Source organism: Streptomyces gobitricini (assembly GCF_039532985.1).
In the GTDB taxonomy this organism is placed as follows: Bacteria; Actinomycetota; Actinomycetes; order Streptomycetales; family Streptomycetaceae; genus Streptomyces; species Streptomyces gobitricini.
Genome location: NZ_BAAASR010000049.1, coordinates 200,412 through 227,407, shown reverse-complemented (window position 1 = coordinate 227,407; position 26,996 = coordinate 200,412). Strand labels below are relative to the sequence as shown.

The window sequence follows — 26,996 nt, the reverse complement described above, 5'->3', positions numbered from 1 at the left end:
GCCGGCGTGCTTGCTACCACCATGATTATGGGCAGCAGCGCGCCGGTCCGCAGTGGCCACTGAATCGCGGCAGAACCCCCCGCGGCAGTGGACACCGTGTCTCAGACCCGCGCGCAGACCTCTCGCACCCGCGAGGGGTCTTTTCGTTTTCCGGCCCCACCACGGCCGGGGGCGGCGGCGCGCGAGAATGGGGGCAGGTGGAGCCAGCCTTCCGGAGCCACATCCGACAGGAGCCAACACAGTCATGACCACGGAGACCGACAGTCTTCATACCGTCGCCGACGCCGCCGCCGTCGACGACAGCTTCCACGTCTTCGACACGACGCTGCGGGACGGGGCCCAGCGTGAGGGCATCAACCTCACCGTCGCGGACAAGCTGACCATCGCCCGGCACCTGGACGACTTCGGCGTCGGCTTCATCGAGGGCGGCTGGCCCGGCGCCAACCCGCGCGACACCGAGTTCTTCGCCCGCGCCAAGCAGGAGATCCGCTTCCGCAACGCGCGGCTCGTCGCCTTCGGCTCCACCCGCCGCGCCGGCGCCACCGCCGCCGAGGACCCGCAGGTCAAGGCGCTCCTCGACTCCGGCGCCCCCGTCATCACACTGGTCGCCAAGTCGCACGACCGCCACGTCGAGCTGGCGCTGCGCACCACGCTGGACGAGAACATCGCCATGGTCCGCGACACCGTGACCCACCTGCGCGAGCAGGGCCGGCGCGTCTTCGTCGACTGCGAGCACTTCTTCGACGGCTACCGGGCCAACCCGGAGTACGCCAAGGCCGTCGTCCGCGCCGCCGCCGAGGCCGGTGCCGACGTCGTCATCCTGTGCGACACCAACGGCGGCATGCTCCCCGCCCAGGTCCAGGCCGTCGTGGCCACCGTCCTCGCCGACACCGGGGCCCGCCTCGGCATCCACGCCCAGGACGACACCGGCTGCGCCGTCGCCAACACCCTCGCCGCCGTCGACGCGGGCGCCACCCACGTCCAGTGCACCGCCAACGGCTACGGCGAGCGCGTCGGCAACGCCAACCTCTTCCCCGTCGTCGCCGCCCTGGAGCTCAAGTACGGCAAGAAGGTGCTCCCCGACGGGGCCCTGAAGGAGATGACGCGCATCTCGCACGCCATCGCCGAGGTGGTCAACCTGACCCCCTCCACCCACCAGCCGTACGTCGGTGTCTCCGCCTTCGCGCACAAGGCCGGCCTGCACGCCTCCGCGATCAAGGTCGACCCCGACCTGTACCAGCACATCGACCCCGAGCGCGTCGGCAACACCATGCGGATGCTCGTCTCCGACATGGCCGGCCGCGCCTCCATCGAGCTCAAGGGCAAGGAACTGGGCGTCGATCTCGGCGGCGACCGCGCCCTGGTCTCCCGGGTCGTCGAGCGCGTCAAGGAGCGGGAGCTCAAGGGGTACACGTACGAGGCCGCCGACGCCTCCTTCGAGCTGCTGCTCCGCACCGAGGTCGAGGGCCGCGCCCGCCGCTACTTCCGCACCGAGTCGTGGCGCGCGATCGTCGAGGACCGGCCCGACGGCACCCACGCCAATGAGGCCACCGTCAAGCTGTGGGCCAAGGGCGAGAGGATCGTCGCGACCGCCGAGGGCAACGGCCCGGTCAACGCCCTCGACCTGGCCATGCGGGCGGGCCTGGAGCGGATCTACCCGCAGCTCGCGAAGCTGGAACTGGTGGACTACAAGGTCCGCATCCTGGAGGGAAAGCACGGCACCCAGTCCACGACCCGGGTGCTGATCACCACGTCCGACGGCGAGGGCGAGTGGGCGACGGTCGGCGTGGGGGAGAACGTCATCGCCGCGTCCTGGCAGGCCCTGGAGGACGCGTACACCTACGGACTCCTGCGCGCGGGCGTCGATCCGGCCGAGTAGGCCGCGCCGGGCGCCGGCCGGGCCGGTCGGGCGGCGCCGGGGCGGCGGCGTCCGCTCAGGCGCTGTCCGCCTCGGCCCGCTCCGCCGGCTCGATGACGAAGACCTGGTCGAGTCCGACGATGCGCAGGACGCGGAAGGTGGTCTCCGGCACCCCGGTCAGGGCGACGACCGCCCCGGCAGTGGCGGCGACGTTGCGGGCGACGAGGAAGGCAGTGATGCCGCTGGAGTCGCAGAACCGCAGGCCGGCCAGGTTCAGTTCGAGCCGCTGCCCGGGGGTGAGGGTCAGGCCCTCCAGGGTCTTGCGGAACGCGGGGACCGTGTGGAAGTCCAGGTCCCCGTGGATGTCCAGCACGGGGCCGTCGCTGGTCTGCCGTGTCGTGGTGTTCAGCATGGTGAGGATGTCGAGTTCTCTTCAGCGCGGGCGGGAACGCCCAGGGCGAGTATGGCGGTGTCGTCGTCGAGGCCGCTGCCGAAGCTCTCCAGCAGATCGGTGAGGGCCTTGACGGCGGGTTCCGCGGCTGAGGGGGCCAGGGCGGAGGCGTGGGCGAGGAGCTGCTCGTCACCGTACCGCCCGGCCGGGGTGCGGGCCTCGGTCAGGCCGTCGGTGTACAGCACGAGCGTGTCCCCCGGCTCCAGCCGGGCGCGGACGACCGCGATGGGCGGACTGGGCAGGATCCCGATGAGGACGCCGCCGGGGGTGTGGAGGTACTCGGCGGTGCCGTTGTCCCGCAGCAGCAGGGCGGGCGGGTGCCCGCCGCCGGCGAGGGTGATGTCGACCCCGGCGCCCGCCGGGTCCGCGGCTTCGAGGAGCCCGAAGACGACCGTGCAGTAACGGGGGTCGGCCTCCGCGTACCGCTCGCACAGGACCGAGTTGAGGGTGTGCAGCACGGCCTCGGGGTCGGCGTCGTTCATGGCCGCGGCCCGCAGGGTGTAGCGGGCCAGTGAGGTGACGGCGGCGGCTTCGGGTCCCTTGCCGCACACGTCGCCGAGGCAGAAGGCCCAGCGCCCGCCGCCCAGCGAGAACAGGTCGTAGAAGTCGCCGCCCAGGTGGTCGGGGGAGGCGGTGTGGTAATGGGCGGCGGTGTCCAGGCCGGGCACGAGGGGGAGCGACGGGGGCAGCAGGCTGCGCTGGAGGACGGCGACCACCTCGTGCAGGTGCTCACGGCTGCGTTCCGCCTCCCGGTGCGCCTCCTCGGCGGAGCGGCGGGCGCGCAGCAGCTCCTGCTCGTAGGCGCGGCGGTCGCGGGCGTCGGTGACGGTGGTGCGGATCAGCAGGGGTTCCCCGGCGGCGTCGGTCTTGACGGCGGAGGTGATCAGCACGGGCAGCCGGGCACCGTCGGCCGCCTTCAGCTCCATGGCGATCCCGTGGACCTCGCCCTGCATCTGCAGCAGCGGTGCGAAGTGGGTCTCGTGGTAGAGCTTGCCGCCGATCGTCAGCAGGTCGGCGAAACGCCTGCGGCCGACCAGCTCCTCCCGGCGGTACCCCAGCCAGGACAGCAGGGTGCCGTTGACCTTGGCGAGGGTGCCGTTCATCAAGGTGGACAGGTAGCCGCACGGCGCGTTCTCGTACAGGTCCTCGGCGGAGTCCTCCAGCAGCGGGGCGACCGCGGCGGCCTGCTCCGCGAGGCCCTCGGCGGCTTCGGGAGGCGGGTCCGGTTCCACCGGGCTCATCGCTCCACGTCCCTGACGAAGGAGACGATCGCCTCCACGGTGGCCTCCGGCGCGCTGAGCTGGGGGCAGTGTCCCGTGGCGTCCAGGGTGACCAGGCGGCTGCCGGGGATGGCGGCGTGCACATAGGCGCCCACCTCGCGGGGCGCGATCATGTCCTCGGCGCACTCCACGACCAGCGTCGGCACGGCCACCCGGGCCAGGTCGTCCCTGCTGTCGCTCAGGAACGTGGTGCGGGCGAAGACACGGGCGATGGCCGGGTCCGTACGGCAGAAGGCGTTGGTGAGCTCCTCGCCCAGCTCCGGGCGGTCGGGGTTCCCCATGATCATGGGAGCCATCGCGCCCGACCAGCCCAGGTAGTTCGCGTCCAGGGACTCCAGCAGCTCGTCGATGTCCTCCTTGCTGAACCCTCCCCGGTAGCCGTCGTCGTCGATGTAGCAGGGGGAGGGGGTCAGCAGGACGAGCTTGCCGAACCGCTCGGGTTCCCTGGCCGCGGCCAGCACCCCGGCCATCGCGCTCACGGAGTGGCCGACGAACACGGTGTCGTGCAGGCCGAGCTCGCGGCAGACGTCCAGGACGTCCTCGGCGTACCCGTCGAGGGTCGAGTACCGCTCGGCGCTCCATGCCGTGAGGTCCGACCCGCCCGCGCCCACGTAGTCGAAGAGCACCACGCGGAAGTCCTCGGCCAGCGCGGGCGCCACCAGGCGCCACAGGTTCTGGTCGCAGCCGAACCCATGTGCCAGTACGAGAACCGGGCCGTCCTCGCGGCCGATCACCGAAACGTTGTTCCTCCGACGGATGTCCATGCGAGCATCCTCCCATTCGGCTCGGTTCCATTCCTCCGCGCAGTTATGCCCGCTTTACACTCTTTTGGGGTAGCGTCGATGGTATGAGGACCAGGCCGTTCACCCTCCTGTCGGCCCTGGCGGGGCTGACACTGCTGCTGCTCCTGGCCCTGGCCCCCGGCGCGGGGGCGAGGGCCACAGGGCTCCAGGACGCGGCCGAGGCGCTGAAACAGGGCCCGGTGTACGTCCACCCCGACGCCGCCGACCAGCTGCCGAAGGCAGAGGCCGACGCGCTGGCGGACCGGATCAGAAACGCCGACAAACCGGTCTTCGTGGCGGTCCTGCCCGCCACGGCGGAGTTCCCGCGAGAAGGCCTGCTGCAGAACCTGCGCACCCAGACCGGCATCACCGGCCTGTACGGCGTACGCCTCGGCGACGCCTTCGCCGCCGGCGCCGACCGGTCCGTCATGTCGAACCAGGCCGTGCAGAACGTCGTCCAGTCCGTCCGTCAGCCCGGCGTGGACGCCACCACCGAACTGAACAACTTCGTCGACCAGGCCCTCCCGCAGGTACGCGGTGACGCCCCCGGCACCTGGCCCGGAGTCCCCGGTGAAGGCGCCCCCGTCGCCGGGCTGATCGCCATCGGCGCCCTGGCCGCCGCGGGCGGCGCGACCGCCCTCACCGTCAGCCGCCGCAACCGGCGCCTCCGGGAGGAGCAGGAGCAGGAAGCCCTGGACAGGCTCCGGGTCGTCGTCGACGAGGACATCACCGCGTACGGCGAGGAACTCGACCGGCTCGACTTCCACCCCGCCGAGAAGGGCGCCGACGACGCGATGCGCGCCGACTACGAACGCGCCCTCGACTCGTACGACAGGGCCAAGTCCCTGATGGGCCAGGCCCGGCACCCCCATGACGTGCGGGGCGTGACCGAGGCCATCGAGGACGGCCGGTACGCGCTGGCCGTCCTGTCCGCCCGCCGCGAGGGCCGCCCGCTTCCCGAGCGGCGGGCGCCCTGCTTCTTCGACCCGCGCCACGGCCCGGCCGCCACCGAGGTGGCGTGGGCGCCGTCCGGCGGCGCGGTACGCGAGGTGCCGGTCTGCGCGGCGGACGCCGCACGGCTGGCGCAGGGCGAGGACCCCATGACCCGGACGGTGGAGACCGGGTACGGCCGCCGCCCCTACTGGGAGGCGGGGCCGGCGTACGGCCCGTGGGCGGGCGGCTACTACGGCGGCGGTCTCCTGCCCGGCCTGCTGGTGGGCACCATGCTGGGCTCCATGCTCGCCACCCCGGCGTACGCGACGGAGTACGGCGGCGCGGGGTACGAGGGCGGCGACTTCTCGGGCGGCGACTTCAACGCCTCGGACTTCGGCGGCGGCGGGGGCTTCGGCGGCGGCGACTTCGGTGGCGGCGGGGGCTTCGGCGGCGGCGACTTCGGTGGGGGGTTCTGAGACCGGGCGCCGGAGTGCCGGGGCGCCGGGTCACCAGGCCGCGTCGGACGGCCCGGACGGCCCGGACGGACGGCGCCGGGCGACGGGTCGGCGGGCGCGGTGGCGGAGCGGGCGGGGGCCGTCGCGGCGAACGGCGGCCAACGTCGGCGTACGGCGCCTTATGGCGCCGACCGCGTCCGCGGGAGCCGGCCGCCGGCCGGGCAGGCGCGCCCGTGCCGGGCGTCGCCACCCGCGAGTACCTGAGCGCCCCAGGGGGCGCCCGGCGAACCGCGCCCACCGGCGATGGAGCCGGTGGGCGCGCCGCGCCCGCCGCCCGCGTCCGGGAGTGCCCGGCCGCCGGCCGGGCCGTCCGCGGTGACACGGCACTGTCCACCGGGCGGGTGACGGACGTCTTCCCCCGGCGCGGCGGCCGCCGGCCGGGCGGCCCCGGTCACCTCACGCCGGTGTCAGCCGGCCGAGCACCGCGCCCCCGGCCACCCGGGCGGGCAGGCACAGGGTCTGGCCGTGCGCCGCGAACAGCTCGTCACGGGAGGAGAACCGCCCCAGATCCCGCCGGACCACGGCGGAGAGGTCGTACGACGGGCAGCTGTCCGCGCCGCACACCGAGCCGTCCCAGTCCACGGCGGTCGAGGCCAGGGCCTCGAAGAGGGTCCGCGACCCGGTGTTGGTGAAGCCCTCCGGGCTCCGGGCGGCGAGGACGCCGAGGGGCGCGTACAGCTCGGAGACGCTCACCCACGCGCCGCCGACACGGAACTCGGGCCACGCGAGGACCACCGCGTCCGGCACCAGGCGGCGCAGGCGCGGGAAGCGCGGGTACCAGAACGAGCCGTCGACCAGCAGGCCGCGCACGCGGGTGGGAACACCGGCCGCGCGCGACACGGCCTCCAGGACCGCCAGCCGCTGGCTGCACGAACCACGGCCCCGGGCCAGGGTGCGGGAGGCCGGCCGGGTGTCGTTCATGGCGTAGACCGGGCGGACGCGCTCACCGATGAGGCGGTGCGCCGACAGCAGGAGCGCCCGTTCCCCGTCGCCGGTCGCGGCGGACCGCGCGTCGGCCAGCAGCCGCTGGATCCCGGCGTGGTGCCAGTCGAGGACGCGGGTCGCCGACACCGACCCCTCGGCCCCGTTCCCGGGCGCCGGTGGCCTGCGCCTCCACCACGGCGTCAGCAGGGTGCTCGTCATGGCCGGATGCTACGGCACCCGGCCGGGGGCATCGGCACCGGCCGGGCCCCCCGCCGGGCCCGGACGGCCGGACCGCATAATCACGGGATGCGCGCGCCCTTCTCCACCGACCTGACCAGCAGGGACCGGCTCCCCTCCCTCACCGGACTCCGCTTCTGGGCGGCCCTCCTGGTGGTGCTCTACCACCTGTCCCGGCAGGCGGGGGAGCTGCCCGGCATCAGTGAGGCGGTCTGGTACGGGCGCAGCGGCGTGACGTTCTTCTTCGTCCTGTCCGGGTTCGTGCTGGCCTGGACGTACGACGGGAAACGCGTACCGGCGCGGGTCTTCCTGTGGCGCCGGTTCGCCCGGATCTGGCCACTGCTCGCCGCCACCACGGTGCTGTCCGTGGGCGCCTGGCTCGTGCTGGGCAAGGAGGTGTCGGGGAAGGCGGTGGCCGCGTCCCTGCTCCTGGTCCACGCCTGGATACCGGACCCCGTCGTCCTGCGGGGCGGCAACCCGGCGGCCTGGTCGCTCAGCGACGAGGCGTGGTTCTACCTGGCCTTCCCCCTGCTGATGGCGCTCCCCGCCGTACGTTCCCCGCGCGGACGGCGGTGGATCGCGGGCGGGGTCTGCGTGGCCGTCGTGCTCGTGTGGCTGAGCGGCGCGCTGATCACGGACAGCGGCACGCGCGCGTGGGCGCTGGACTACCTGCCCCTGACGCGGACGGCACAGTTCCTGCTGGGCGTGGTGACCGGCCTGGCGGTGACGCGCGGGTGGCGGCCCCCGGCGGGGCTGTGGACCGCGGTGGCACTGGTGGCCGGCTGGCACCTGGCGCTGGTGCCCTGGTCGTGGGCGGTACCGGACGCCCTCTGGTACAGCCCGTACGCCGCCTCACAGTTGCTCGCCACACCGCTCTTCGCCCTGCTGGTCGCCGCGGCGGCGCGGGCGGACCTCGACGGCCGGCCGACCGGCCTCGGCGGTACGCGCTCGGTACGGCTCGGACACTGGTCGTACGCCTGGTACCTGATCCACGAGATCGTGATCCGCCTGTGGCTGGGCCACTTCGGGAAGCCCGTCGGCCTGATCGACACGGCGCTGGTCTGGCTGCTGGTCCTCGCCGCGAGCCTGACCCTGTCGGCGGCCGCCTACCTGTGGGTCGAACACCCGCTGGAGCGGCGGCTGCGGGCAGTGGGGCCACGGGTCGCGGCCGAGCCGATCGCGGCGGGCCGGCTCCGAACCCCTCGCTAGGCCACGGGCGTTCACTCTTTCGGTTGCTTGGGGCCGTTGGCGCGCATCCCCGGGGCCGGCCGGCGTGTCTTGCCGGTAGCGGTCTTCTCCGGCAGCGGTGCCGCGGCTGCACGTACGGGAGTGTCGACTTTGAACAGCAGGAACATCAGCCGTTTGGGTGCGGTGTACGCGACCGTCTGCGCCGTGTCGGCGGTCGGGGCGGGCTCCGCGCCCGCGCAGGCGGCTCCGGTGAGCCCACCGTCGATCACCGCCAAGGGCGGCTTCGCGATGGACGCCGGTACGGGGGCCGCCCTGTTCGCGAAGGGGGCCGACAGCCGTCTGCCCACCGGATCGACGGCCAAGATCATGACGGCTCAGGTGGTCCTCTCGCAGAAGAACCTGGACCTGGACCGGAAGGTCACCGTCCAGATGGCTTACAGCGACTACATCGTGGCGAAGACCGCCTCGTCGGCGCGGCTGATCGTGGGCGACAAGGTGACGGTCCGGCAACTGCTGTACGGGCTGCTGCTCCCCTCCGGGTGCGACGCCGCGTACGCCCTGGCCGACACCTACGGCAGCGGCTCCACGCGCGCCGCGCGCGTCAAGTCGTTCGTCGGCAAGATGAACGCCGCGGCCACCGGCATGGGCCTGAAGAACACCCACTTCGACTCGTTCGACGGCATCGGCAACGGCAGGAACTACTCGACACCGCGCGACCTGACCACGCTCGCGGCACGGGCGATGAAGAACCCGGTCTTCAGCGCCGTCGTGAAGACCAAGTCGACCAAGCAGAGGGTCACGACGAAGAACGGCGGCTACCGCGACATGGCGTGGACCAACACCAACAAGCTGCTGGGCACGTACCAGGGAGCCCTCGGGGTCAAGACCGGTTCCGGCCCGGAGGCCAAGTACTGCCTGGTCTTCGCCGCCACCCGGGGCGGCAGGACGGTCATCGGCACGGTCCTGGCGTCCTCCTCGGAGGCCAACCGCAACACGGACGCGACCAGGCTGATGAACCACGGGTTCAAGAAGTAGGCCGCCCGGAAGCCCCGGGCACCGGGTCCGGCGCGTGTGTGCGTGCGTGTGTGCGGGCCGACCGACCGGGCGGGCGGAGCTCTGGCACGGTGGTGTGGTGCGAGTTCGTAGAGTGACGTCATGTCACGAACGTTCGATGAACTTGTCGCCGAGGCCGACGCGGTCGACGTCTCCGGGTGGGACTTCTCCTGGCTGGAGGGCCGCGCGACCGAGGAGCGCCCCTCGTGGGGCTACCAGCGACTGATGGGCGAGCGGCTGGCCGGCGCGTCCGCCGGCCTGGACATCCAGACGGGCGGCGGCGAGGTGCTGGCGGGCGCGGCGACGTACCCGCCGGCCATGGTGGCCACCGAGTCCTGGCCGCCGAACGTCGCCAAGGCCACCGCGCTGCTGCACCCGCGCGGCGTGGTGGTGGTCGCGGACCCGGACGAGCCGCCGCTGCCGTTCTCGGACGGGGCGTTCGACCTGGTCACCAGCCGTCACCCGGCGACGGTGTGGTGGACGGAGATCGCCCGGGTGCTCCGGCCGGGCGGGACGTACTTCGCGCAGCACGTCGGTCCGGAGACCGTCTTCGAGCTGATCGAGTTCTTCCTCGGGCCGCTCTCCGGCGAGCTCCGGCGCAAGCGGCACCCCGAGGAGGAGACGGCGGAGGCGCGGGCGGCCGGACTGGAGATCCTGGACGTCCGCATGGAGCGGCTGCGGATGGAGTTCCACGACATCGGCGCGGTCGTCTACTTCCTGCGGAAGGTGATCTGGACCGTACCCGGCTTCACGGTGGACGCGTACCGGGAACGACTGAGGGACCTGCATGACCTCATCGAGGCCGAAGGTCCCTTTGTCGCTCACTCGTGCCGGACGCTCATCGAGGCCCGGAAGCCGGTCACCGGTCGTTCTTGACCGCGGAGATCTCGAACGTCAGCTTGATCTTGTCGCTGACCAGGACACCGCCGGTCTCCAGCGCGGCGTTCCAGGTCAGGCCCCACTCGGAGCGGAGCAGCTCGGCCTTGCCCTCGAAGCCGACGCGCTCGTTGCCGAAGGGGTCCTTGGCGGCGCCGTTGAACTCCAGGTCGATGGTGATCGGCTTGGTGACGTCCTTGATGGTCAGGTCGCCGGTGATGCGGTAGTCCGTGCCACCCAGCGCCTCGGCGCCCGTGGAGCGGAAGGTCATCGCCGGGAACCGCTCGGCGTCGAAGAAGTCGGCGCCGCGCAGGTGGCCGTCGCGGTCGGCGTTGCCGGTGTCGATGGACGCGATCTCGACGTCGATGGAGGCGCTGGAGGCCGCCGGGTCGGTGCCGTCCAGGTTCAGGGCGCCCTCGTACGCGGTGAAGGCGCCCCGCACGTTGGTGACCATGGCGTGGCGGGCGGTGAAGCCGATGCCGCTGTGCGACGGGTCGATGGTGTACATCCCGGTCAGGGCGGCCAGGGCCGGGTCCACGGCGGTGGCCGTCGCGGTGGCGGTGGTGCTGCGGCTGAAGAAACCCATGATGACGTACTCCCTCGTGCGGCTTGGTTGAACCTTCAACGACTTCGACTCTAGACCTATTCCGTTCAAGTTTCAACCACTCTGGCGGGCCAACCGTGCCCGGACGCCCTCTGGCGTACGCGACCGGGGCCCCGGCAGCATCTGCCTGCGGCCACCCGCACGCGCACCGCCTGTTGCCGGCCCCCCGTCCGCATCCGCAGGAGGAACCCATGCGGCACCGCTCCGTGCTCACCGCCCTGACCCTGGTCACCGGGGCGCTCTTCACCCCCGGCTTCGGAGTCGTCGGCGGTGCGACCGACGCCCACGCGGTCACCAAGATCAGCCACGCCACCGCGGCCTCGATGTTCCGCTCGTCCGGCATCACCTGGTCGTCGTCCGGCGGCTGCTCCGACCGCGACAACCCCACCTGCACGTCGTTCGAGCAGCTCAACCTCGCCACCGCGAAGGGCGCCCAGACGCTGAAGAGCGCCAGCGGCTGTGCCCTCAACATCACCGGAGGCACCGAGACCGGCCACGCCGGGGGCACGTACTCGCACGGGAACGGCTACAAACTCGACTACAGCAAGTACACCTGCGTCGGGAACTACATCAAGAACACGTTCACCTGCATCGGCACCCGCCCGGGCGACGGCGCCCCCCAGCGGAGGTCCGGTTCCGGCAACGTCTACGCCGACGAGGGCAACCACTGGGACGTGACGTACTACAACTGCGGCGGTTGCTGACCGTCGCGAGGGCTTTCGCCGCCGCCCGGATCGACGTCGAACTCGATCCACGCGCCGTGCGCCACCGCCACGGCACCGATCTCTTCACCCGCCTCCGCGCGGATCTGCGCCGGCCGGGAGCCCGGCCGCCGACGGCGGGGAACACCTTGCGCGAAGCCGCGGAAGCCGTGGATGCCGCGGAAGCCGTCCTCCTTCGTGTTCCCCTCCGCCGGGCGGGGGCGGTGGCCGGGACTACGACCCCACCGACACCGTGAAGCGGCGCGGGTTGCCGTCGTGTGCGGCGCCCGAGACGTCCGGCCGGCCGTCCGGGCGGACGTCGTCGTAGGGGAAGGCGTACCCGATCGGGGCGTTGGCGTGGACCACCCGCGCGTAGTGGTTGGTTGACGGGTCGCGGTAGTAGTCCGAGGGGGCCGGTCCGTTCGGCTGGTCGGGGTGGGTGAGCAGAGTCGTACGGTTGAAGCCGGCCGACAGGCGGGCGAGCAGCGCCTTGCGGTCGTCGGAGTCGCCGGGGTTGTTGGCGAACGGCCCGTGGTTGCAGGTGAAGACGTCCCTGGAGGTGGGGCGGGTGAAACTGTGGCCACCCGTGAAGGTCAGGACGTCCCCGCTCACCCGGCCCACGCGCACCCCGCGCCCGCCCTGGAGATCGATGCGCAGGTCGGTGGTGCGGTACTTCTGCCACACGCGGTCGATGTAGCCGGTGAAGGCGTCGCGAAGCGGCATCTGGTCCGGGCGGTCGAAGAACGGCGCCATGAGGTTCTGCGGGGAGATCACCCGGAGGACCGAGCCGTCCGAGGCGCGGATGACCAGCTTGTCCCACGGCCGGCCGTCCCGTGCGGTCTGGGCGACGAGCCCGTCCGCGATGCGCTGGAGGGCGCCGGCCGGCAGCGGGGCGACGGTGTGGGTGGCGTCACCGGTGAGAGTCAGGCCGATGGGAAGGGCGGTCACCAGGTCGACGTAGCTGATGTTGGCGTACAGCTGCTGCGGGTTGAACGTGAACTCGGCGAAGGACCAGACGCGGCCGTAGTTGGGGTCGGAGGGCGTGGCGAAGGCCGGCTCGACGAGGGCGGGGCCGGGGTTGAGGAAGAAGTCGAGCCTGTGGTCGCGGACGAAGTACACCCGGGCGCCGTACATCTGAGGAAGCGTCAGCACGACCGGGCCGGCACCCGCCGGGCGCAGGGGTATCGCGCAGTCGACCGGCAGTGGGGTGAGCGGGGCGGCGGGGGACTCGGGGCGGTAGACGCCGCCGCCCGGGCGCAGCAGCACCCAGCGGCCGGTGCCCTGCTCGCGGCCGGTGACGTAGGCGCGGACGGTGCCGGGCAGCGAGCGGTTCTCCAGGGCGAGTTCGCAGGTCGCGGGCGCGGCGGAGGCCGGTGTGCCGCCGCGCGGGCCGAGGGCGGTGCCCGCTGCGACGGCCACCGTTCCGGTGAGCAGGGCGCGGCGGGAGAGGGGGTGGAGGGAGAGGGGGCGGGAGGACGCGTGGGACGCCATGTACGTACTCCTGAGGGGGGTGGGGGGTGGGTGCCGCCCACTCTCGCGTCACTCGGAAGGGGCGTCAAGGGATGCGGCTGAGAGCGCTCTCAATTTTTGTTTTCCTCCATAACTTGGTTGCTGCGGGCGGGACTTGGACCGACCGGGTGGCCGTTGCGCGTTCGCCTTCCCCGGCCTGCTGGGCACCCTCGAGGTGGACACCCGGTTCACCGTCTCCGGCCGGACCACCACCTCCTGGTGGCCACCGAGCGACCCCGGCGCGTGATCGAACGATCAACTCGCGGTGGCCGTGTGCGATTCATTGACTGTTTGCGCGTTCTTGTGAGACAAACCGCTCACCCCTGTGGGGCCGGTCTCCCCGACCCGCCCCGGTTCCCCCGGAGGTCCTTCCGCCATGCCTCCTCCCCCCTCCCGCCGCACGGTCCTCGTCGCCGCCGTTTCCGCGCTCGCCCTGTCGGCGCCGGCGCCACCCGCCCACGCCACCACGGCCGACGCCTACGACACCCTCCGCCTCACCTGGCGCGACCTGCTGCTCGGCACCGGCTTCAGCCCCACCACCGAGCCGTACGCCGCCAAGCTCGCCGCCCTCGGCGCCACCGCCCGGGACCTCCGCGCCACGATGGCCCCCACGGGCGGCTCCCTGTGGCCGGACCTTCCCTACGCCGACCCCGACCCCGACACGGACGCGGAGTCGTACACCTACTCCGGCAACCTCGGCACCAGCTACCACCGGCTGCGCACCATGGCCGAGGCGTACGCCCAGCCCGGCACCGGACTCACCGGCGACACCGCCCTGCGCACCGGGATCCTCACCGGCCTCGACCACCTCCACGGCCAGGCGTACAACGCCTCCAGGGCCCGCTACGGCAACTGGTACAACTGGCAGATCGGCATCCCGCAGGCCCTCCTCGACATCGACGTCCTGCTGTACGACCACCTCGGCGCCACCCGCGTCGCCGACCACTGCGCCGCCGTCGACCACTTCGTCCCCGACAGCGCGGTCGCGAGCTACACCGGCACCTCCACCGGGGCCAACCGCGTCGACCTGTGCCGCGTCCTCGCCCTCCGGGGCGTCATCGGCAGGAGTCCCGCCAAGCTCGCCCTCGCCCGTGACGCGCTCTCGCCCGTCTTCCCGTACGTCACGTCCGGCGACGGGCTCCACGCCGACGGCAGCTTCATCCAGCACCGCCACGTCCCCTACGCGGGGTCGTACGGCGCCGTGATGCTCGGCGGCCTGTCGCTGCTGTTCGCCCTGCTCAAAGGGTCGCCGTGGGAGGTCACGGACAGCGGCCGGCAGATCGTGCTCGACTCGGTGGAGAAGGCGTACGCCCCCTTCGTCCTCAACGGCCTGGCCATGGACGGCGTTTCGGGGCGGGCCGTCAGCCGGGGCGTACAGAAGGCGGACACACGCGGGATCCGCCAGGACGACCACCTGCGCGGACACGGGATCATCGCCTGCGTCGCGCTGCTCGCGCGGAGCGCGTCCGCCGCCGAGAAGGCCCGCTGGGACGGCATGGTCAAGGGCTGGATCGCCCGTGACCACTACAGCCCGGTCCTCAGCAGCCCGGCCCTGGGCGTCGCCGCTCTCGCCCGTCTCAAGGCCGTCGCCGACGGCGCCTCCCCGGCGCTCGCCGAACCGGTCGGCCACCGCCTCTTCCCCGGCATGGACCGGGCCGTCCACCGCCGTCCGGGCTGGGCGGCCGCCCTGTCCATGGCGTCGAAACGGATCACGTACTACGAGAACGGCAACGGCGAGAACCTCCGCGCCTGGCACAGCGGCTCCGGAATGCTCTACTGGTGGGGCGGCGACTTCGCCAACGGCCAGTACAGCGACTCCTTCTGGCCGACCGTCGACCCCTACCGGCTGCCGGGCACCACCGCCTCGAGCAAGGCGCTCGCGGACGGCGAGGGCGGGGCGTGGGGCGCGGCGCGGCCCGATGTGCGGTGGGTCGGCGGGGCGACGGACGGGACGTACGCGGCGGTCGGCCAGTACCTGAGGGGGCTGTCCTCCACGCTGCTGGCCAAGAAGTCCTGGTTCTTCCTGGACGACGCCGTGGTCTGCCTCGGTGCCGGTATCCACGGCCGCGACGGTACGGGCGTCGAGTCGGTCGTCGACAACCGCAACCTGGGCGCGTCCGGTGTGCACGCCTTCACCGTCGACGGCGCGCCCCAGCCGGTCACGCCCGGCTGGAGCGCCACGCTGGCCGGCGCGCGGTGGGCGCACCTGGCGGGGCACGCCGGGTACGTCTTCCCGGGCGGGGCCACCGTCAAGGCGCTGCGGCAGGCCCGGACGGGCGCCTGGTCGGACATCAACAGGGGCGCCGCGAGCGATCCGGTCACTCGCCGGTACCTGACCCTGTGGTTCGACCACGGCACCGATCCGACGTGGGCCACGTACGCGTACGTCCTGATGCCGGGCGCGAGCGCCGCGCGGACCTCCGCGCGGGCCGCCGACACCGGCTGGCTCACCGTCCTCGCCAACACGGCCGATCAGCAGGGCGTGCGCGTCCCGTCCCTGGGCCTGACGGGGGTGAACTTCTGGTTCGGCGGCACGGTCGGCGCGGTGACCGTCTCGGTGCCCGCGAGCGTGATGATCCGCGAGAGCGGCGGCACGGCCACCGTCTGTGTCTCCGGGCCCCTGCGGGACGGCGCCGCCATCGAGCTGACGTGGAGCCGTCCGGTGTCCTCCGTGCTGGCCGCCGACCCCTCCGTACAGGTGACGGCGACCGGGTCTGCGCTGAAGCTGCGCGTCACGCCGGGCACCCTGGGTGCGGTCCACAAGGCGGTGGTACGGCTCCCCTGAGTGTCATGTCTACTGCAAGGCCTGCCGTCGCCGAGCCTCCGGGAGGTTCTCCGTGTCACCGACGTCACCGAACCCACCGACGCCACCGACGCCACCGACTCAACCTACCCCGCTGACCTCACCCACCCCGCCGACAGCATCCGCCTGGTCCCGCCGCGCCTTCCTCGCCGCCACCTCCACCGCGGCCCTGGGACTCGCCGTGCCCGCACAGGCATCGACCGCCCGCGACGACTTCGAGACGCTGCGGCTCCGCTGGCTCGACCTCCAGCTCGGCACCGGCTACGACCCGGCCGCCGAACCGTACGCCTCCCGTCTGGCCCGGACCGGCGACCTCGCCGCCCGCCACCGCGCCTCCATGGCCCCCACCGCCACCTCCCTGTGGCCCGGGTACGCCTTCGACCCGCCCTCCGGCATCACCCAGAGCCACCACCGTCTGTGGACCATGACCCAGGCGTACGCCCAGCAAGGCACCGGCCACACCGGGGACCCCGGCCTCCTGGCCGACGTGCTGCGCGGCCTCGACCACCTCTCCGAGCGGGTCTACAACCCCTCCACCACCCGCTACGGCAACTGGTGGGAGTGGCAGATCGGCACCCCCCGCCTCCTCATGGACATCGTCGCCACCCTGTACGACTCCGTCGGCCCCGCCCGTGTCGAGGCCGCCTGCGCCGCCGTCGACCACTTCGTCCCCGACGCCATGCTCGGCGACTACAGCGGCACGTCCACCGGCGCCAACCGCGTCGACCTGTGCCGCTCCGTCGCCCTGCGCGGCGTCCTCGGGCGGAACCCCGCGAAACTCGCACTCGCGCGGGACGCCCTGTCACCGGTCTTCCCGTACGTCACCAAGGGCGACGGGCTCTACGCCGACGGCTCGTTCGTCCAGCACACCTGGGTCGCGTACTCCGGTACGTACGGGCAGGTCCTCCTCGACGGACTGGGGCGGCTCTTCGCCCTGCTCGCCGGGTCACCCTGGGCCGTCACCGACCCCGGCCGGCAGACCGTCCTCGACAGCGTCGAACACGCCTACGCGCCCCTCCTCCACAACGGCCTGATGATGGACAGCGTCAACGGCCGCGCCATCAGCCGGGGCATCCTGCGCAACGACCCGCACGGCACCCTGCGCGGCGACCACTTCCACGGCCAGGGGATCATCGCCGCCATCGCGCTCCTCGCCGGCGGCGCCTCGGCCGCCGAGCGCGACCGGTGGCACGCGCGCGTGAAGGGCTGGATCGAGCGGGACACCGTGAGCCCGGTCCTCACCGCTCCCCAGTTCGGCGTCGCCGACCTCGCCCGGCTCCACGCCGTGGCCGCCTCGCCCGTGCCGGCCGCGCCCGAACCGGTCGGCCACACGCTGTTCGCCGCCATGGACCGGGCCGTGCACCGCCGCCCCGGGTGGGCCGCCAACATCGCCATGGCGTCGGAGCGGATCGCCCACTACGAGTGCGGCAACGGCGAGAACCCGCGCGGCTGGCACACCGGCGCCGGAATGCTCTACTGGTGGGGCCCCGGCCCCCGCGCCGACGCCCAGTACACCGACTGGTTCTGGCCGACCGTCGACCCCTACCGGCTGCCCGGCACGACCGTGTCGACCAGGCGGCTGCCCGACCGGGCGGGCGGGGAGTGGGGCGTCCCGAAGCCGGCCGTGGCGTGGGTCGGGGGAGTGACGGACGGCGAGTTCGCCGCCGTCGGGCAGCACCTGAAGGGCCTCGGCTCCACCCTGGAGGCGCGCAAGTCCTGGTTCTGCGCCGCCGACACGGTCATCTGCCTCGGCGCGGGCATCGGTTGCGCCGACGGGGTCCCCGTCGAGACCGTCGTCGACAACCGGAACCTGGGGGAGGCGGGCGAGGGGCGGTTCACCACCGGTCCGGGAGCGCGCTGGGCACACCTGGAGGGGCACGGGGGGTGGGTGTTCCCCGGCGGTACGGAGGACCTGCGCACCCTGCGGGAGGACCGGACCGGCGCCTGGCGGGACATCAACACCACGTCCACCACCGAGCGCCGCACCCGCCGGTACCAGACCCTCTGGCTCGACCACGGCACGGACCCGGCGGACGCCTCGTACGCCTACCTCCTCATGCCGGGAGCTCCCCGCCGGACCGTCGCGGCCCGCGCGTACGACCCCCGCTGGCTGGAGATCCTCGACAACACCGTCGACCGCCAGGCCGTCACCGTGCCCTCGCTGGGCCTGACCGCCGCCAACTTCTGGCGGCCCGGTACGGTGGGGCCCCTCACCACCGACGCGCCGGCGAGTCTCCTCGTCCGCGCGAAGGGGCGCACGGTGACGGTCCGCGTCAGCGAGCCGCCGCGCACCGGACGGCCCCTGGAGATCACCTGGCACCACCCGGTGCGGCACGTGGTCGCGCACGACCCCTCCGTGGAGGTCCTCGGGACGGGCCGCGCGCTCCGGCTTCGCGTCACCCCCGGTACCGCGTGCGCCGGACACGGCTGCACGGTCGGCATCTGACCCTATTGTGGGATCTCCATAACGCCTGGGGGTCCTGGGCTGGCACTTCGGCTGCACCGCGGAGCGGTTCTGTCCAGGGCTCACAGGAGATGGGTCAGGAGACTGTGCAGAGTCGACGGCGGGTTTTTCTTGGTCGACTTCGTAGGGTCGATGCATGACCGTTGTGGACGAAACCCAGGGCGAGCCGACCGATGCCCGTGGGCGTGTGGCAGAGCTGCACGCCCTGCGCGAGGAGGCCCTGCGCGGCCCGAGTGACCGGGCGACCGAAGCCCAGCACGCCAAGGGCAAGCTGACCGCCCGTGAGCGCATCGAGCTCCTGCTCGACCCGGGCTCGTTCCAGGAGGTCGAGCAGCTCCGCCGGCACCGCGCGACCGGTTTCGGCCTGGAGGGCAAGCGGCCGTACACGGACGGTGTGATCACCGGCTGGGGCACGGTCGAGGGCCGGACCGTCTTCGTCTACGCGCACGACTTCCGGATCTTCGGCGGCGCGCTGGGCGAGGCCCACGCCACCAAGATCCACAAGATCATGGACATGGCCATCGCGGCCGGAGCGCCGCTGGTGTCCCTGAACGACGGCGCCGGCGCCCGTATCCAGGAGGGCGTCTCCGCGCTCGCCGGCTACGGCGGCATCTTCCAGCGCAACACGCGCGCCTCGGGCGTCATCCCGCAGATCAGCGTGATGCTCGGCCCGTGCGCGGGCGGCGCCGCCTACAGCCCGGCGCTGACGGACTTCGTCTTCATGGTCCGCGACACCTCGCAGATGTTCATCACCGGCCCGGACGTCGTCAAGGCGGTCACCGGTGAGGAGATCACCCAGAACGGCCTGGGCGGCGCGGACGTGCACGCCGAGACCTCGGGCGTGGCGCACTTCGCGTACGACGACGAGGAGACCTGCATCGCGGAGGTCCGCTACCTCCTGTCGATGCTGCCGTCCAACAACCGCGAGAACCCGCCCGCCCACCCCAGCGACGACCCGGCCGACCGCCGTTCGGACGTCCTGCTGGACCTGGTCCCGGCGGACGGCAACCGGCCCTACGACATGGCCAAGGTCATCGAGGAACTCGTCGACGACGGCGACTACCTGGAGGTCCACGAGCGCTGGGCCCGCAACATCATCTGCGCCCTGGCCCGCCTGGACGGCCAGGTCGTCGGCATCGTCGCCAACCAGCCGCAGACGCTGGCCGGCGTGCTGGACATCGAGGCGAGCGAGAAGGCCGCCCGCTTCGTTCAGATGTGCGATGCTTTCAACATCCCGATCGTCACGCTGCTGGACGTGCCGGGCTTCCTGCCGGGCGTGGACCAGGAGCACGGCGGGATCATCCGGCACGGCGCGAAGCTGCTGTACGCGTACTGCAACGCCACCGTGCCGCGCATCAGCCTCATCCTCCGCAAGGCCTACGGCGGCGCGTACATCGTCATGGACTCCCAGTCCATCGGCGCGGACCTCACCTACGCCTGGCCGACCAACGAGATCGCCGTGATGGGCGCCGAGGGCGCCGCCAACGTCATCTTCCGCCGTCAGATCGCCGACGCCGAGGACCCGGAGGCCATGCGCGCCCGCATGGTCAAGGAGTACAAGGCCGAGCTGATGCACCCGTACTACGCCGCGGAGCGCGGCCTGGTCGACGACGTCATCGACCCGTCCGAGACCCGCTCCGTGCTCATCGCCTCCCTGGCGATGCTCCGCACGAAGCACGCCGACCTGCCGTCCCGCAAGCACGGCAACCCGCCCCAGTAAAGGGAGCCTCACGTGACCGACTCCAACCTGCTCCGCGTGGAGAAGGGCCAGGCCGACCCGGAGGAACTCGCGGCCATCACCGCCGTCCTCCTCGCCCGCGCCTCGGCCCGTCCCGCCGCCACCCCGGCCCGCCGCGTCCGCTCCACCGCAGGCTGGCGGCGCCTGGAGCGCCGTCCCGGCTTCAGCGCTCCCCACTCCTGGCAGGGCTGAACCCGGGCCACAAAGGGCCCCGCACCACTCACGGTGCGGGGCCCTTCGCCGTCCCCGACGCTCCCGGCACCCGCCGCGGCGCATGGCGGAAGGCCCGCACACCCTGGGGTGTACGGGCCTTCCGCGTGTCACGGGACCTACCTACCGGAGGCGGGCCTACCGGAGGCGGGCCATCAGGGCGTGTTCCACGAGCGTGATGAGGGCGCTCTTGGCGTCGGCGCGGTGGCGGGCGTCGGTGGTGATGATCGGGGTGTCGGGCCCGATCTGCAGCGCCTCGCGGACCTCGTCCGGCGTGTACGGCTGGTGGCCGTCGAAACCGTTCAGCGCGATCACGAAGGGCAGGCCGCTGTTCTCGAAGTAGTCGACGGCGGGGAAGCAGTCGGCGAGACGGCGGGTGTCGACGAGGACGACCGCGCCGATGGCGCCGCGGACCAGGTCGTCCCACATGAACCAGAAACGGTCCTGCCCGGGCGTACCGAAGAGGTACAGGATCAGGTCCTGGTCCAGGGTGATGCGGCCGAAGTCCATGGCGACCGTGGTGGTCGTCTTGTCACCGGTGTGGGTGAGGTCGTCGATGCCCGCGGACGCAGACGTCATGACGGCCTCGGTACGCAGCGGGTTGATCTCCGAGACGGCGCCGACGAACGTGGTCTTGCCCACGCCGAATCCGCCCGCCACCACGATCTTCGCGCTGGTGGTTGAGCGGGCTGCACCGCCGCTAGAGCTTGCGAAGTCCACTGAGCACCCTTTCGAGCAGTGTCACGTCTGGCTGGCCGCCGGCGGACTCGTCGCCGCCGGGCTGGTGGATGGCGACAAGTCCGGCCTCCGCCAGGTCGGCGACGAGGATCCGGGCAACGCCGAGGGGGATGGAGAGGAGTGCCGAGATCTCGGCGACCGACTTGATCTCGATGCACAGCCGGCAGATCCGCTGGTGCTCGGGCAACTGCCCTTGCAACCGTGACGGATCGGCCGTGGTGGACACCAGCGCCTCGATGGCGAGCTGGTAACGCGGCCTCGTCCGGCCGCCGGTCATGGCGTACGGACGGACCAGCGGGTTGTGGTTGCCCGACGTGGGCGCGGGCTCCGGACGCCGCCGCTGCTGCCCCGGCTGGATGCGCGGTGCCTGCGGCTGGACGTACGAGGGACCGGGCTGCGGCTGCTGGTAGGGCTGCGGCTGCTGCGTGCCGCCCTGACCGCTCGGCGTGGAAGGGAAGTTGAAGCGGTTCTGGGCGTTCTCACCCTGCGACTGGTGCGCACCGTCGTATGGGTGGTGTCCGCCTGGGGGTGTTGCCACTTTTCCTCCTCCGACTGCCGTTCACCGGATCCATGTCCCTGTGGAGCCGCGCCACCGCACCCTATGGTGCGGTGGCGAGAAACGCACGGTCCGTCTGCTAGTTGAGAAGACTTCCCTGGAGCTCGGCGCGGAGGTCCGGGGTGAGGACACTGCCCGCTCGATCCACCAGCAGGGCCATCTCGTAGCCGACCAGACCGATGTCGGCGTCCGGGTGGGCGAGGACGGCCAGCGAGGAGCCGTCCGAGATCGACATGATGAAGAGGAAGCCGCGCTCCATCTCCACCACCGTCTGGTTGACCGCGCCACCCTCGAAGATCCGGGACGCCCCGGCCGTCAGCGACGTCAGTCCCGACGCCACCGCCGCGAGCTGGTCGGCGCGGTCCCGGGGGAAACCCTCGGACATCGCCAGCAGGAGTCCGTCGGCGGAGACCACCACCGTGTGGGACACCCCGGGGGTGTTGTCCACGAAGTTGGTGATCAACCAGTTCAGATTCTGCGCCGCCTGGCTCATCGGGCTCACACTAACGCTCCTGGTTGTAGGTACTACCCGGGCCGAGGCCCGATCCGTTCGTGTCCGTTCCCGCGTTGCGCCCCTGCTGGACACCGCGCCGCAGGTTGCTCAACCTGCCACGCACGTCCTCCGGGGCGCGGGAGACCTGTGGGCCGCCCTGCGGGGTCTGCTCCGCCGTGCCCTCGACCAGGTTGGCCTTGGGAACGCGCCGCGGGAGTCCGGACGGGGTGACCCCGCCGGCCTTCGGCTCGCGGAGCTTCTCGGCCCGCTGCCAGCGCTCGTCGTTGGTCGAGCGCCAGCCCTCGGGACCGTTGTCCTCGCTGCTGCTCTGCGAGACCCGCTGGACCGGCCGCGTCTGTTCCGCCTGAGGAACCTGCTGCTGCTGCGGGGCCGGAGCCTGCTGCTGGCTGCCGCGGCGCGGCAGACCGGCGTCGGTCAGCTCGTGACCGGTGCTCGGGGTGGGGCCCGAGGAGAAGCCTACGCGTTCCCGGCCGTTCGTGGGAGCGCCCTGGGAAGATTCCGATTCCGCCGCGTACCCGGACTCGTAACCGCTCTCGTAGGAGTGCTGTTCCGGCCACTCGCCCTGGTGGGACTGGGGTTCGAACTGGTTGTCGTACTGCGGCTGCTGCGGCTCCTGAGCCGGAAAACCCGATTCCGCATATGCCGGTTCGGCGTACTCGCCGGTCGCGTACTCACCGCTCGCGTACTCGCCCGTCGCGTACTCACCGCCACCGTACTGCTGCTGGTAGCCGTCGTAGCCGTCCTGGGCGTACCCGTTCCGCTGCTCGTACTGCTGCTGCTCGTAGCCGTACTGCTCCTGGCCGCCCTGTTCCTCGTACGCGGGGGCCTGCCGCTCCTGGGCCGCCTCGTCGCGGAACGCGCTGCGCTCGGCCTCGGAGCCACCCTGGAGCTGTGCGCCCAGCGCCGCACGGCGCTCCTCGCGCATCCGGGAGCGGCCCACCGGGTCCAGCGAGTTGCCGTCGCCCGACGCGGTCTGGTCGTACTGGGAGTCGTCGAAGCCGAGCTCCGCGGCCGTCCGCAGCGGCGCCGCCTCGAACGCCTGCTGCTCCGGGATGATCTGGGAGACGGTGAAGTCGTCCTCCATGGCCGGGTCGCCGCCACCACCGTGGGTGATCGCGTCCGGAAGCATGACCAGCGACGTCGTACCGGCCTGCTCCCCCGAGGGGCGCAGCTGGACGCGGATGCCGTGCCGGTCGGCGAGGCGGCCGACCACGAACAGGCCCATGCGTTGCGAGATCGCGGCGTCCACGGTCGGCGGGTTGGCCAGCTTGTGGTTGATGTCGGCGAAGTCCTCGGCGGTCAGGCCGATGCCCTTGTCGTGGATCTCGACCATCACGCGGCCGTCGGGGAGACGGGTCGCGGTGACCCGGACCTTGGTCTGCGGCGAGGAGAACGTCGTGGCGTTCTCCAGCAGCTCGGCCAGCAGGTGCACGAGGTCGGTCACGGCCTGGCCGTGGATCTCCGACTCCGGTACGCCGGTGAGCTCGATGCGCTCGTACTGCTCCACCTCGGAGGAGGCGGCGCGCAGCACGTCCACCAGCGGGACGGGCTGGTTCCAGCGGCGGCCGGGCTCCTCGCCGGCGAGGATGAGGAGGTTCTCGCCGTTGCGGCGCATACGGGTGGCCAGGTGGTCCAGGCGGAAGAGGTTCTCCAGCTGGTCCGGGTCGGCCTCGTTGTTCTCCAGCTCGGTGATCAGGGTCAGCTGGCCCTCGATCAGCGACTGGTTGCGCTGCGACAGGTTGGTGAAGATCGCGTTGACGTTGCCCCGCAGCAGGGCCTGCTCGGCGGCGAGCCGGACGGCCTCGCGGTGCACCTGGTCGAAGGCGCGGGCGACCTCGCCGATCTCGTCCTGGGAGTCGATCGGGATGGGCTGTACGCGGGTGTCGACACGGCCCGGGTCGGTACGGGAGAGCTGGTCGACCAGCATCGGCAGGCGCTGCTCGGCGATGTTGAAGGCGGCGGTGCGCAGGCGGCTCATCGACGTGCTCATCTGCCGGGCCATCATCCCGGCCAGGATGAACGCGGTGAGCAGGGCGATCACGACGATGGCGCCGATGACGATGGCGTCGGTCTTGGCGTCGGAGGAGATCTCGGCGGCCTCGTCCACGGCCTTGTTCACGAGCTCGGTGCTGACCTCGCCGTAACCGTCGAACTTGGAGGTGGAGGCGCCGATCCAGGTGCGGGGCACGATGCCCTTGGCCGCGAGCTCCTCGATCGCCTCGGCGTCCTCGGCCGCGCCGATGGCCTGCGCCATGGGCGCGAGGACCGAGCCGTTCTCCTTCGGCAGGCTGATGCCCGCGGCCTGCAGCTGCTTGTCACCCTCGGCGGCCCTGCGCTCCATGACCGCCCGGAGCTTGTCGACGTCCTCCTCGGTACCACCAGAGTTGTACTCGCCGAGGGCGATCTGCTCCAGGTAGTTGTACGAGCTGAACGCCCTGCTCTGCGCGGCGAACGTCGCGTCGTCCTTGCTCGGCCGGATCAACAGGTGCGTGCCGATCGAGCGCTGGAGCGACTGGGCCGCCTGGGCGAGCTGGATGGCGTAGACCATGCGGCCGTAGGAGGTGACGTTTCCGGTGCCGAGGCCGAGTTCGTTGGCGAACTCCATCAGGTAGTGCTGGACCTTGGTGTAGTCCTCTTCGGTCTTCACCGGGTCCTGCGCCTTGCTGTAGGCGCTCTCGCGAAGCGCCTCGAGCTCCGGCTCCGCCTTCCTGAAGAGGTCCAGCCGGCGCTCCAGGCCCTGGCCGGACGGCATGTCCCGGACGGCCTCGTCGAACTTCTTCTTGGCGGTCTCCGTCGCGGCGCGCGTCTTGGTGACCTGCGGGGCGTTCTCGCCCTCCCCGGTGAGCAGCGGTTCGGCGGTGAGGTCACGCTCGTTGAGCAGCGCCTGGCCGTACTCCGAGGCGGCGCGCACGATGAGCGCCGTCTTCTCGGCGTCCTGCGCCTCCTGCCAGGTGTCGATGGCGGACTTGACCTGGAAGCCGCCCATGACGAGACCGACGAGCACGGGTATGAGGAGGATGGCGTTCAGGCGGGTTCCCACACGCCAGTTGCGCGGGGACAGCTTGCTGGAGCTGCCCGTACCACCACTGCCGCCGGAGGCGGCCGACGACGTTCCGGGCGTATCGGCAGGCGGCACCGCTGTGCGGGCGGGCGGGGTGAAGTTGCCCCGCGCCTGCTGCTCTGCGGCGCTTTTCGTGCTTCGCCTCACTCGACCAACAACCTCTCGGCGCCGGCACCTACGGTGTGCCGTTTTTCTGTTTCAGGGCCGTACTACTCGGGAGTTCGTCGCATTGCAGCACGTAAAGCCGCCGCGTTCCAAACCCCCCGATCGGGTCGTTATCAGTGGTCCAGACCTCAGATAAAACGGGCATAAAGAACGAGCCCCGCCAAAAGGCGGGGCTCATGTGAGCACAGCGGCACCATACGGATGCGTCTCGTGTTGGACGCCCCGCAATTCTCTGTCGAAACGTTATGAACCCCGGGGCCGACCGTGTCAAAGGACACACTCGGCCCCGGAACGCCGCTACGACAACTGCCGTACGGCGACGTCTACTTGAGGCGGGCCATCAGGGCGTGTTCCACGAGCGTGATGAGGGCGCTCTTGGCGTCGGCGCGGTGGCGGGCGTCGGTGGTGATGATCGGGGTGTCGGGTCCGATCTGCAGCGCCTCGCGGACCTCGTCCGGCGTGTAGGGCTGGTGCCCCTCGAAGCCGTTGAGGGCGACGACGAAGGGCAGGCCGCTGTTCTCGAAGTAGTCGACGGCCGGGAAGCAGTCGGCGAGTCTTCTGGTGTCGACGAGGACGACCGCGCCGATGGCGCCGCGGACCAGGTCGTCCCACATGAACCAGAAACGGTCCTGCCCGGGCGTACCGAAGAGGTACAGGATCAGGTCCTGGTCCAGGGTGATGCGGCCGAAGTCCATGGCGACCGTGGTGGTCTTCTTGTCGCCGGTGTGGGTGAGGTCGTCGATGCCCGCGGAGGCGGACGTCATGACGGCCTCGGTACGCAGCGGGTTGATCTCCGAGACGGCGCCGACGAACGTGGTCTTGCCCACGCCGAATCCACCCGCCACCACGATCTTCGCGGAGGTGGTCGAACGACCGCCTCCCGAACCGCCGCTAGATCTTTCGAAGTCCACTGAGCACCCTTTCGAGCAGTGTCACATCCGGCGTTCCGCCGGCCTCTCCATTGCCCGGCTGGTGGATCGCCACCATGCCCGCCTCCGCCAGGTCGGCGACGAGGATCCGGGCGACGCCCAGCGGCATCGACAGCAGTGCCGACACCTCCGCCACCGACTTCACCTCACGGCAGAGGTGGCAGATCCGCTGGTGCTCGGGAAGCAGGCTTCCCAGGTGGGCCGGGTCGGCCGTGGTACTGACCAGCGCTTCTATGGCGAGCTGGTAGCGCGGCCGGGTCCGGCCGCCGGTCATGGCGTACGGCCGGACCAGCGGCTGATCGCCCTCATCCCCGTAACCGGCGTCCGTGGGGACACCGTACGGATCGTGAGAGGCGGGGGGCGGGGTCATTGATCCTCCAGTGACAGCAGGTGGTCTGCCTGTCGTCTGACTGGCCGGTGGGGGGCCGGAGGGGGCGGCCGACGGTGAACAAGACGAGAGGTGGGGGAGGTACGGATTGGGGCGTACCGCCTCAGTGGAGCAGGCTGCCCTGCAGTTCCGCGCGCAGGTCAGGGGTGAGGACGCTGCCCGCACGGTCGACGAGCAGTGCCATCTCGTACCCGACGAGGCCGATGTCGGCGTCCGGGTGCGCGAGCACGGCCAGCGAGGAGCCGTCCGAGATCGACATCAGGAAGAGGAAGCCGCGCTCCATCTCCACCACGGTCTGGGCGACGGCGCCGCCCTCGAAGATCCGGGACGCCCCCGCGGTCAGCGAGGTCAGTCCGGACGCCACGGCCGCGAGCTGGTCGGCGCGGTCGCGGGGGAACCCTTCGGACATGGCCAGCAGGAGTCCGTCGGCGGAGACCACCACCGTGTGGGACACCCCGGGGGTGTTGTCCACGAAGTTGGTGATCAGCCAATTCAGGTTCTGGGCCGCTTGGCTCATCG

23 protein-coding genes are annotated in these 26,996 nt (G+C 71.8%); 10 read left to right on the top strand and 13 right to left on the bottom strand.

Annotation, left to right across the window (positions count from 1 at the left end; genetic code table 11):
- Positions 1-244 precede the first annotated feature (244 nt).
- Positions 245-1,879, top strand: a complete 1,635-nt coding sequence (gene cimA / locus ABD347_RS29415; protein ID WP_344366881.1) for a citramalate synthase — start codon at positions 245-247, stop codon at positions 1,877-1,879.
- A gap of 55 nt (positions 1,880-1,934) precedes the next feature.
- On the opposite strand, the gene ABD347_RS29410 is transcribed toward cimA, so the two are convergent.
- Genes ABD347_RS29410 through ABD347_RS29400 form a run of 3 tightly spaced genes read right to left on the bottom strand, consistent with a single transcriptional unit; the run spans position 1,935 to position 4,353 of the window.
- Positions 1,935-2,270, bottom strand: a complete 336-nt coding sequence (locus ABD347_RS29410) for an STAS domain-containing protein (protein ID WP_344366879.1) — start codon at positions 2,268-2,270, stop codon at positions 1,935-1,937.
- The gene (locus tag ABD347_RS29405; protein WP_344366877.1) at positions 2,264-3,550 is read right to left on the bottom strand and encodes a PP2C family protein-serine/threonine phosphatase; all 1,287 of its coding nucleotides are present in this window, start codon (positions 3,548-3,550) and stop codon (positions 2,264-2,266) included. The genes ABD347_RS29410 and ABD347_RS29405 overlap by 7 nt, the downstream gene beginning before the upstream one ends.
- Positions 3,547-4,353, bottom strand: a complete 807-nt coding sequence (locus ABD347_RS29400) for an alpha/beta fold hydrolase (RefSeq protein WP_344366875.1) — start codon at positions 4,351-4,353, stop codon at positions 3,547-3,549. The genes ABD347_RS29405 and ABD347_RS29400 overlap by 4 nt, the downstream gene beginning before the upstream one ends.
- An 83-nt stretch (positions 4,354-4,436) precedes the next feature.
- Between ABD347_RS29400 and ABD347_RS29395 the strand changes: the two genes are divergently transcribed.
- Positions 4,437-5,780, top strand: a complete 1,344-nt coding sequence (locus ABD347_RS29395; protein WP_344366873.1) for a hypothetical protein — start codon at positions 4,437-4,439, stop codon at positions 5,778-5,780.
- Between the two features lie 435 nt (positions 5,781-6,215).
- On the opposite strand, the gene ABD347_RS29390 is transcribed toward ABD347_RS29395, so the two are convergent.
- Positions 6,216-6,962, bottom strand: coding sequence for a transglutaminase domain-containing protein (locus tag ABD347_RS29390; RefSeq protein ID WP_344366872.1), 747 nt, complete (start codon positions 6,960-6,962; stop codon positions 6,216-6,218).
- A gap of 87 nt (positions 6,963-7,049) precedes the next feature.
- Between ABD347_RS29390 and ABD347_RS29385 the strand changes: the two genes are divergently transcribed.
- From ABD347_RS29385 to ABD347_RS29375, 3 genes are all read left to right on the top strand, one after another.
- Positions 7,050-8,189, top strand: a complete 1,140-nt coding sequence (locus ABD347_RS29385) for an acyltransferase family protein (protein ID WP_344366870.1) — start codon at positions 7,050-7,052, stop codon at positions 8,187-8,189.
- 153 nt (positions 8,190-8,342) lie between these two features.
- A complete protein-coding gene (locus tag ABD347_RS29380; RefSeq protein WP_425575792.1) occupies positions 8,343-9,203 on the top strand; it encodes a D-alanyl-D-alanine carboxypeptidase family protein in 861 nt (286 codons plus the stop codon).
- A 120-nt stretch (positions 9,204-9,323) separates the two neighbouring features.
- Complete coding sequence (locus ABD347_RS29375) at positions 9,324-10,097, top strand: class I SAM-dependent methyltransferase (RefSeq protein ID WP_344366868.1); 774 nt, start codon at positions 9,324-9,326, stop codon at positions 10,095-10,097.
- On the opposite strand, the gene ABD347_RS29370 is transcribed toward ABD347_RS29375, so the two are convergent.
- Positions 10,081-10,683, bottom strand: a complete 603-nt coding sequence (locus ABD347_RS29370; RefSeq protein ID WP_344366867.1) for a YceI family protein — start codon at positions 10,681-10,683, stop codon at positions 10,081-10,083. The genes ABD347_RS29375 and ABD347_RS29370 overlap by 17 nt on opposite strands.
- A gap of 209 nt (positions 10,684-10,892) precedes the next feature.
- On the opposite strand from ABD347_RS29370, the gene ABD347_RS29365 reads away from it, so the two are divergent.
- A complete protein-coding gene (locus tag ABD347_RS29365) occupies positions 10,893-11,405 on the top strand; it encodes a hypothetical protein (RefSeq protein WP_344366866.1) in 513 nt (170 codons plus the stop codon).
- Positions 11,406-11,636: 231 nt separating this feature from the next.
- Here the strand turns inward: ABD347_RS29365 and ABD347_RS29360 are convergent, their stop codons facing one another.
- Positions 11,637-12,893 carry a glycoside hydrolase family 64 protein gene (locus ABD347_RS29360; RefSeq protein WP_344366865.1) on the bottom strand — a complete coding sequence of 419 codons (1,257 nt, stop codon included), beginning with the start codon at positions 12,891-12,893 and terminating at the stop codon, positions 11,637-11,639.
- A 394-nt stretch (positions 12,894-13,287) separates the two neighbouring features.
- Between ABD347_RS29360 and ABD347_RS29355 the strand changes: the two genes are divergently transcribed.
- From ABD347_RS29355 to ABD347_RS29340, 4 genes are all read left to right on the top strand, one after another.
- Positions 13,288-15,696 (top strand): polysaccharide lyase 8 family protein, encoded by a 2,409-nt coding sequence (locus ABD347_RS29355; RefSeq protein WP_344366864.1) that lies wholly within the window; start codon positions 13,288-13,290, stop codon positions 15,694-15,696.
- Positions 15,697-15,808: 112 nt separating this feature from the next.
- On the top strand, positions 15,809-18,160 hold the full coding sequence (locus ABD347_RS29350; protein WP_425575791.1) for a polysaccharide lyase 8 family protein: 2,352 nt from the start codon (positions 15,809-15,811) through the stop codon (positions 18,158-18,160).
- 154 nt (positions 18,161-18,314) lie between these two features.
- Entirely contained in the window at positions 18,315-19,898 is a 1,584-nt protein-coding gene (locus tag ABD347_RS29345) for an acyl-CoA carboxylase subunit beta (protein WP_344366860.1), read from the top strand.
- A gap of 12 nt (positions 19,899-19,910) precedes the next feature.
- On the top strand, positions 19,911-20,108 hold the full coding sequence (locus tag ABD347_RS29340; RefSeq protein ID WP_344366858.1) for an acyl-CoA carboxylase subunit epsilon: 198 nt from the start codon (positions 19,911-19,913) through the stop codon (positions 20,106-20,108).
- Positions 20,109-20,264: 156 nt separating this feature from the next.
- Here ABD347_RS29340 and ABD347_RS29335 read toward each other — a convergent pair whose 3' ends face one another.
- The 7 genes from ABD347_RS29335 to ABD347_RS29305 form a co-directional block, all read right to left on the bottom strand.
- On the bottom strand, positions 20,265-20,846 hold the full coding sequence (locus tag ABD347_RS29335; RefSeq protein WP_069978110.1) for a GTP-binding protein: 582 nt from the start codon (positions 20,844-20,846) through the stop codon (positions 20,265-20,267).
- On the bottom strand, positions 20,827-21,402 hold the full coding sequence (locus ABD347_RS29330) for a DUF742 domain-containing protein (RefSeq protein WP_344366856.1): 576 nt from the start codon (positions 21,400-21,402) through the stop codon (positions 20,827-20,829). Before ABD347_RS29330 ends, ABD347_RS29335 begins: the two co-directional genes overlap by 20 nt.
- A 97-nt stretch (positions 21,403-21,499) precedes the next feature.
- On the bottom strand, positions 21,500-21,913 hold the full coding sequence (locus tag ABD347_RS29325; protein WP_006127847.1) for a roadblock/LC7 domain-containing protein: 414 nt from the start codon (positions 21,911-21,913) through the stop codon (positions 21,500-21,502).
- 10 nt (positions 21,914-21,923) lie between these two features.
- Entirely contained in the window at positions 21,924-25,142 is a 3,219-nt protein-coding gene (locus tag ABD347_RS29320) for a sensor histidine kinase (RefSeq protein WP_344366854.1), read from the bottom strand.
- A 341-nt stretch (positions 25,143-25,483) separates the two neighbouring features.
- Positions 25,484-26,071 (bottom strand): GTP-binding protein, encoded by a 588-nt coding sequence (locus tag ABD347_RS29315; protein WP_344366853.1) that lies wholly within the window; start codon positions 26,069-26,071, stop codon positions 25,484-25,486.
- Entirely contained in the window at positions 26,052-26,459 is a 408-nt protein-coding gene (locus ABD347_RS29310; protein ID WP_344366851.1) for a DUF742 domain-containing protein, read from the bottom strand. The genes ABD347_RS29315 and ABD347_RS29310 overlap by 20 nt, the downstream gene beginning before the upstream one ends.
- A 121-nt stretch (positions 26,460-26,580) precedes the next feature.
- Positions 26,581-26,994 (bottom strand): roadblock/LC7 domain-containing protein, encoded by a 414-nt coding sequence (locus tag ABD347_RS29305; RefSeq protein ID WP_064070344.1) that lies wholly within the window; start codon positions 26,992-26,994, stop codon positions 26,581-26,583.
- Positions 26,995-26,996: the final 2 nt, after the last annotated feature.

What these genes read in the sequence shown, in the direction of transcription:
- cimA (WP_344366881.1), top strand. Translation starts at nt 245, where the DNA reads ATGACCACGGAGACCGACAGTCTTCATACCGTCGCCGACGCCGCCGCC.
- ABD347_RS29410 (WP_344366879.1), bottom strand. Translation starts at nt 2,270, where the DNA reads ATGCTGAACACCACGACACGGCAGACCAGCGACGGCCCCGTGCTGGAC.
- ABD347_RS29405 (WP_344366877.1), bottom strand. Translation starts at nt 3,550, where the DNA reads ATGAGCCCGGTGGAACCGGACCCGCCTCCCGAAGCCGCCGAGGGCCTC.
- ABD347_RS29400 (WP_344366875.1), bottom strand. Translation starts at nt 4,353, where the DNA reads ATGGACATCCGTCGGAGGAACAACGTTTCGGTGATCGGCCGCGAGGAC.
- ABD347_RS29395 (WP_344366873.1), top strand. Translation starts at nt 4,437, where the DNA reads ATGAGGACCAGGCCGTTCACCCTCCTGTCGGCCCTGGCGGGGCTGACA.
- ABD347_RS29390 (WP_344366872.1), bottom strand. Translation starts at nt 6,962, where the DNA reads ATGACGAGCACCCTGCTGACGCCGTGGTGGAGGCGCAGGCCACCGGCG.
- ABD347_RS29385 (WP_344366870.1), top strand. Translation starts at nt 7,050, where the DNA reads ATGCGCGCGCCCTTCTCCACCGACCTGACCAGCAGGGACCGGCTCCCC.
- ABD347_RS29375 (WP_344366868.1), top strand. Translation starts at nt 9,324, where the DNA reads ATGTCACGAACGTTCGATGAACTTGTCGCCGAGGCCGACGCGGTCGAC.
- ABD347_RS29370 (WP_344366867.1), bottom strand. Translation starts at nt 10,683, where the DNA reads ATGGGTTTCTTCAGCCGCAGCACCACCGCCACCGCGACGGCCACCGCC.
- ABD347_RS29365 (WP_344366866.1), top strand. Translation starts at nt 10,893, where the DNA reads ATGCGGCACCGCTCCGTGCTCACCGCCCTGACCCTGGTCACCGGGGCG.
- ABD347_RS29360 (WP_344366865.1), bottom strand. Translation starts at nt 12,893, where the DNA reads ATGGCGTCCCACGCGTCCTCCCGCCCCCTCTCCCTCCACCCCCTCTCC.
- ABD347_RS29355 (WP_344366864.1), top strand. Translation starts at nt 13,288, where the DNA reads ATGCCTCCTCCCCCCTCCCGCCGCACGGTCCTCGTCGCCGCCGTTTCC.
- ABD347_RS29345 (WP_344366860.1), top strand. Translation starts at nt 18,315, where the DNA reads ATGACCGTTGTGGACGAAACCCAGGGCGAGCCGACCGATGCCCGTGGG.
- ABD347_RS29325 (WP_006127847.1), bottom strand. Translation starts at nt 21,913, where the DNA reads ATGAGCCAGGCGGCGCAGAATCTGAACTGGTTGATCACCAACTTCGTG.
- ABD347_RS29310 (WP_344366851.1), bottom strand. Translation starts at nt 26,459, where the DNA reads ATGACCCCGCCCCCCGCCTCTCACGATCCGTACGGTGTCCCCACGGAC.
- ABD347_RS29305 (WP_064070344.1), bottom strand. Translation starts at nt 26,994, where the DNA reads ATGAGCCAAGCGGCCCAGAACCTGAATTGGCTGATCACCAACTTCGTG.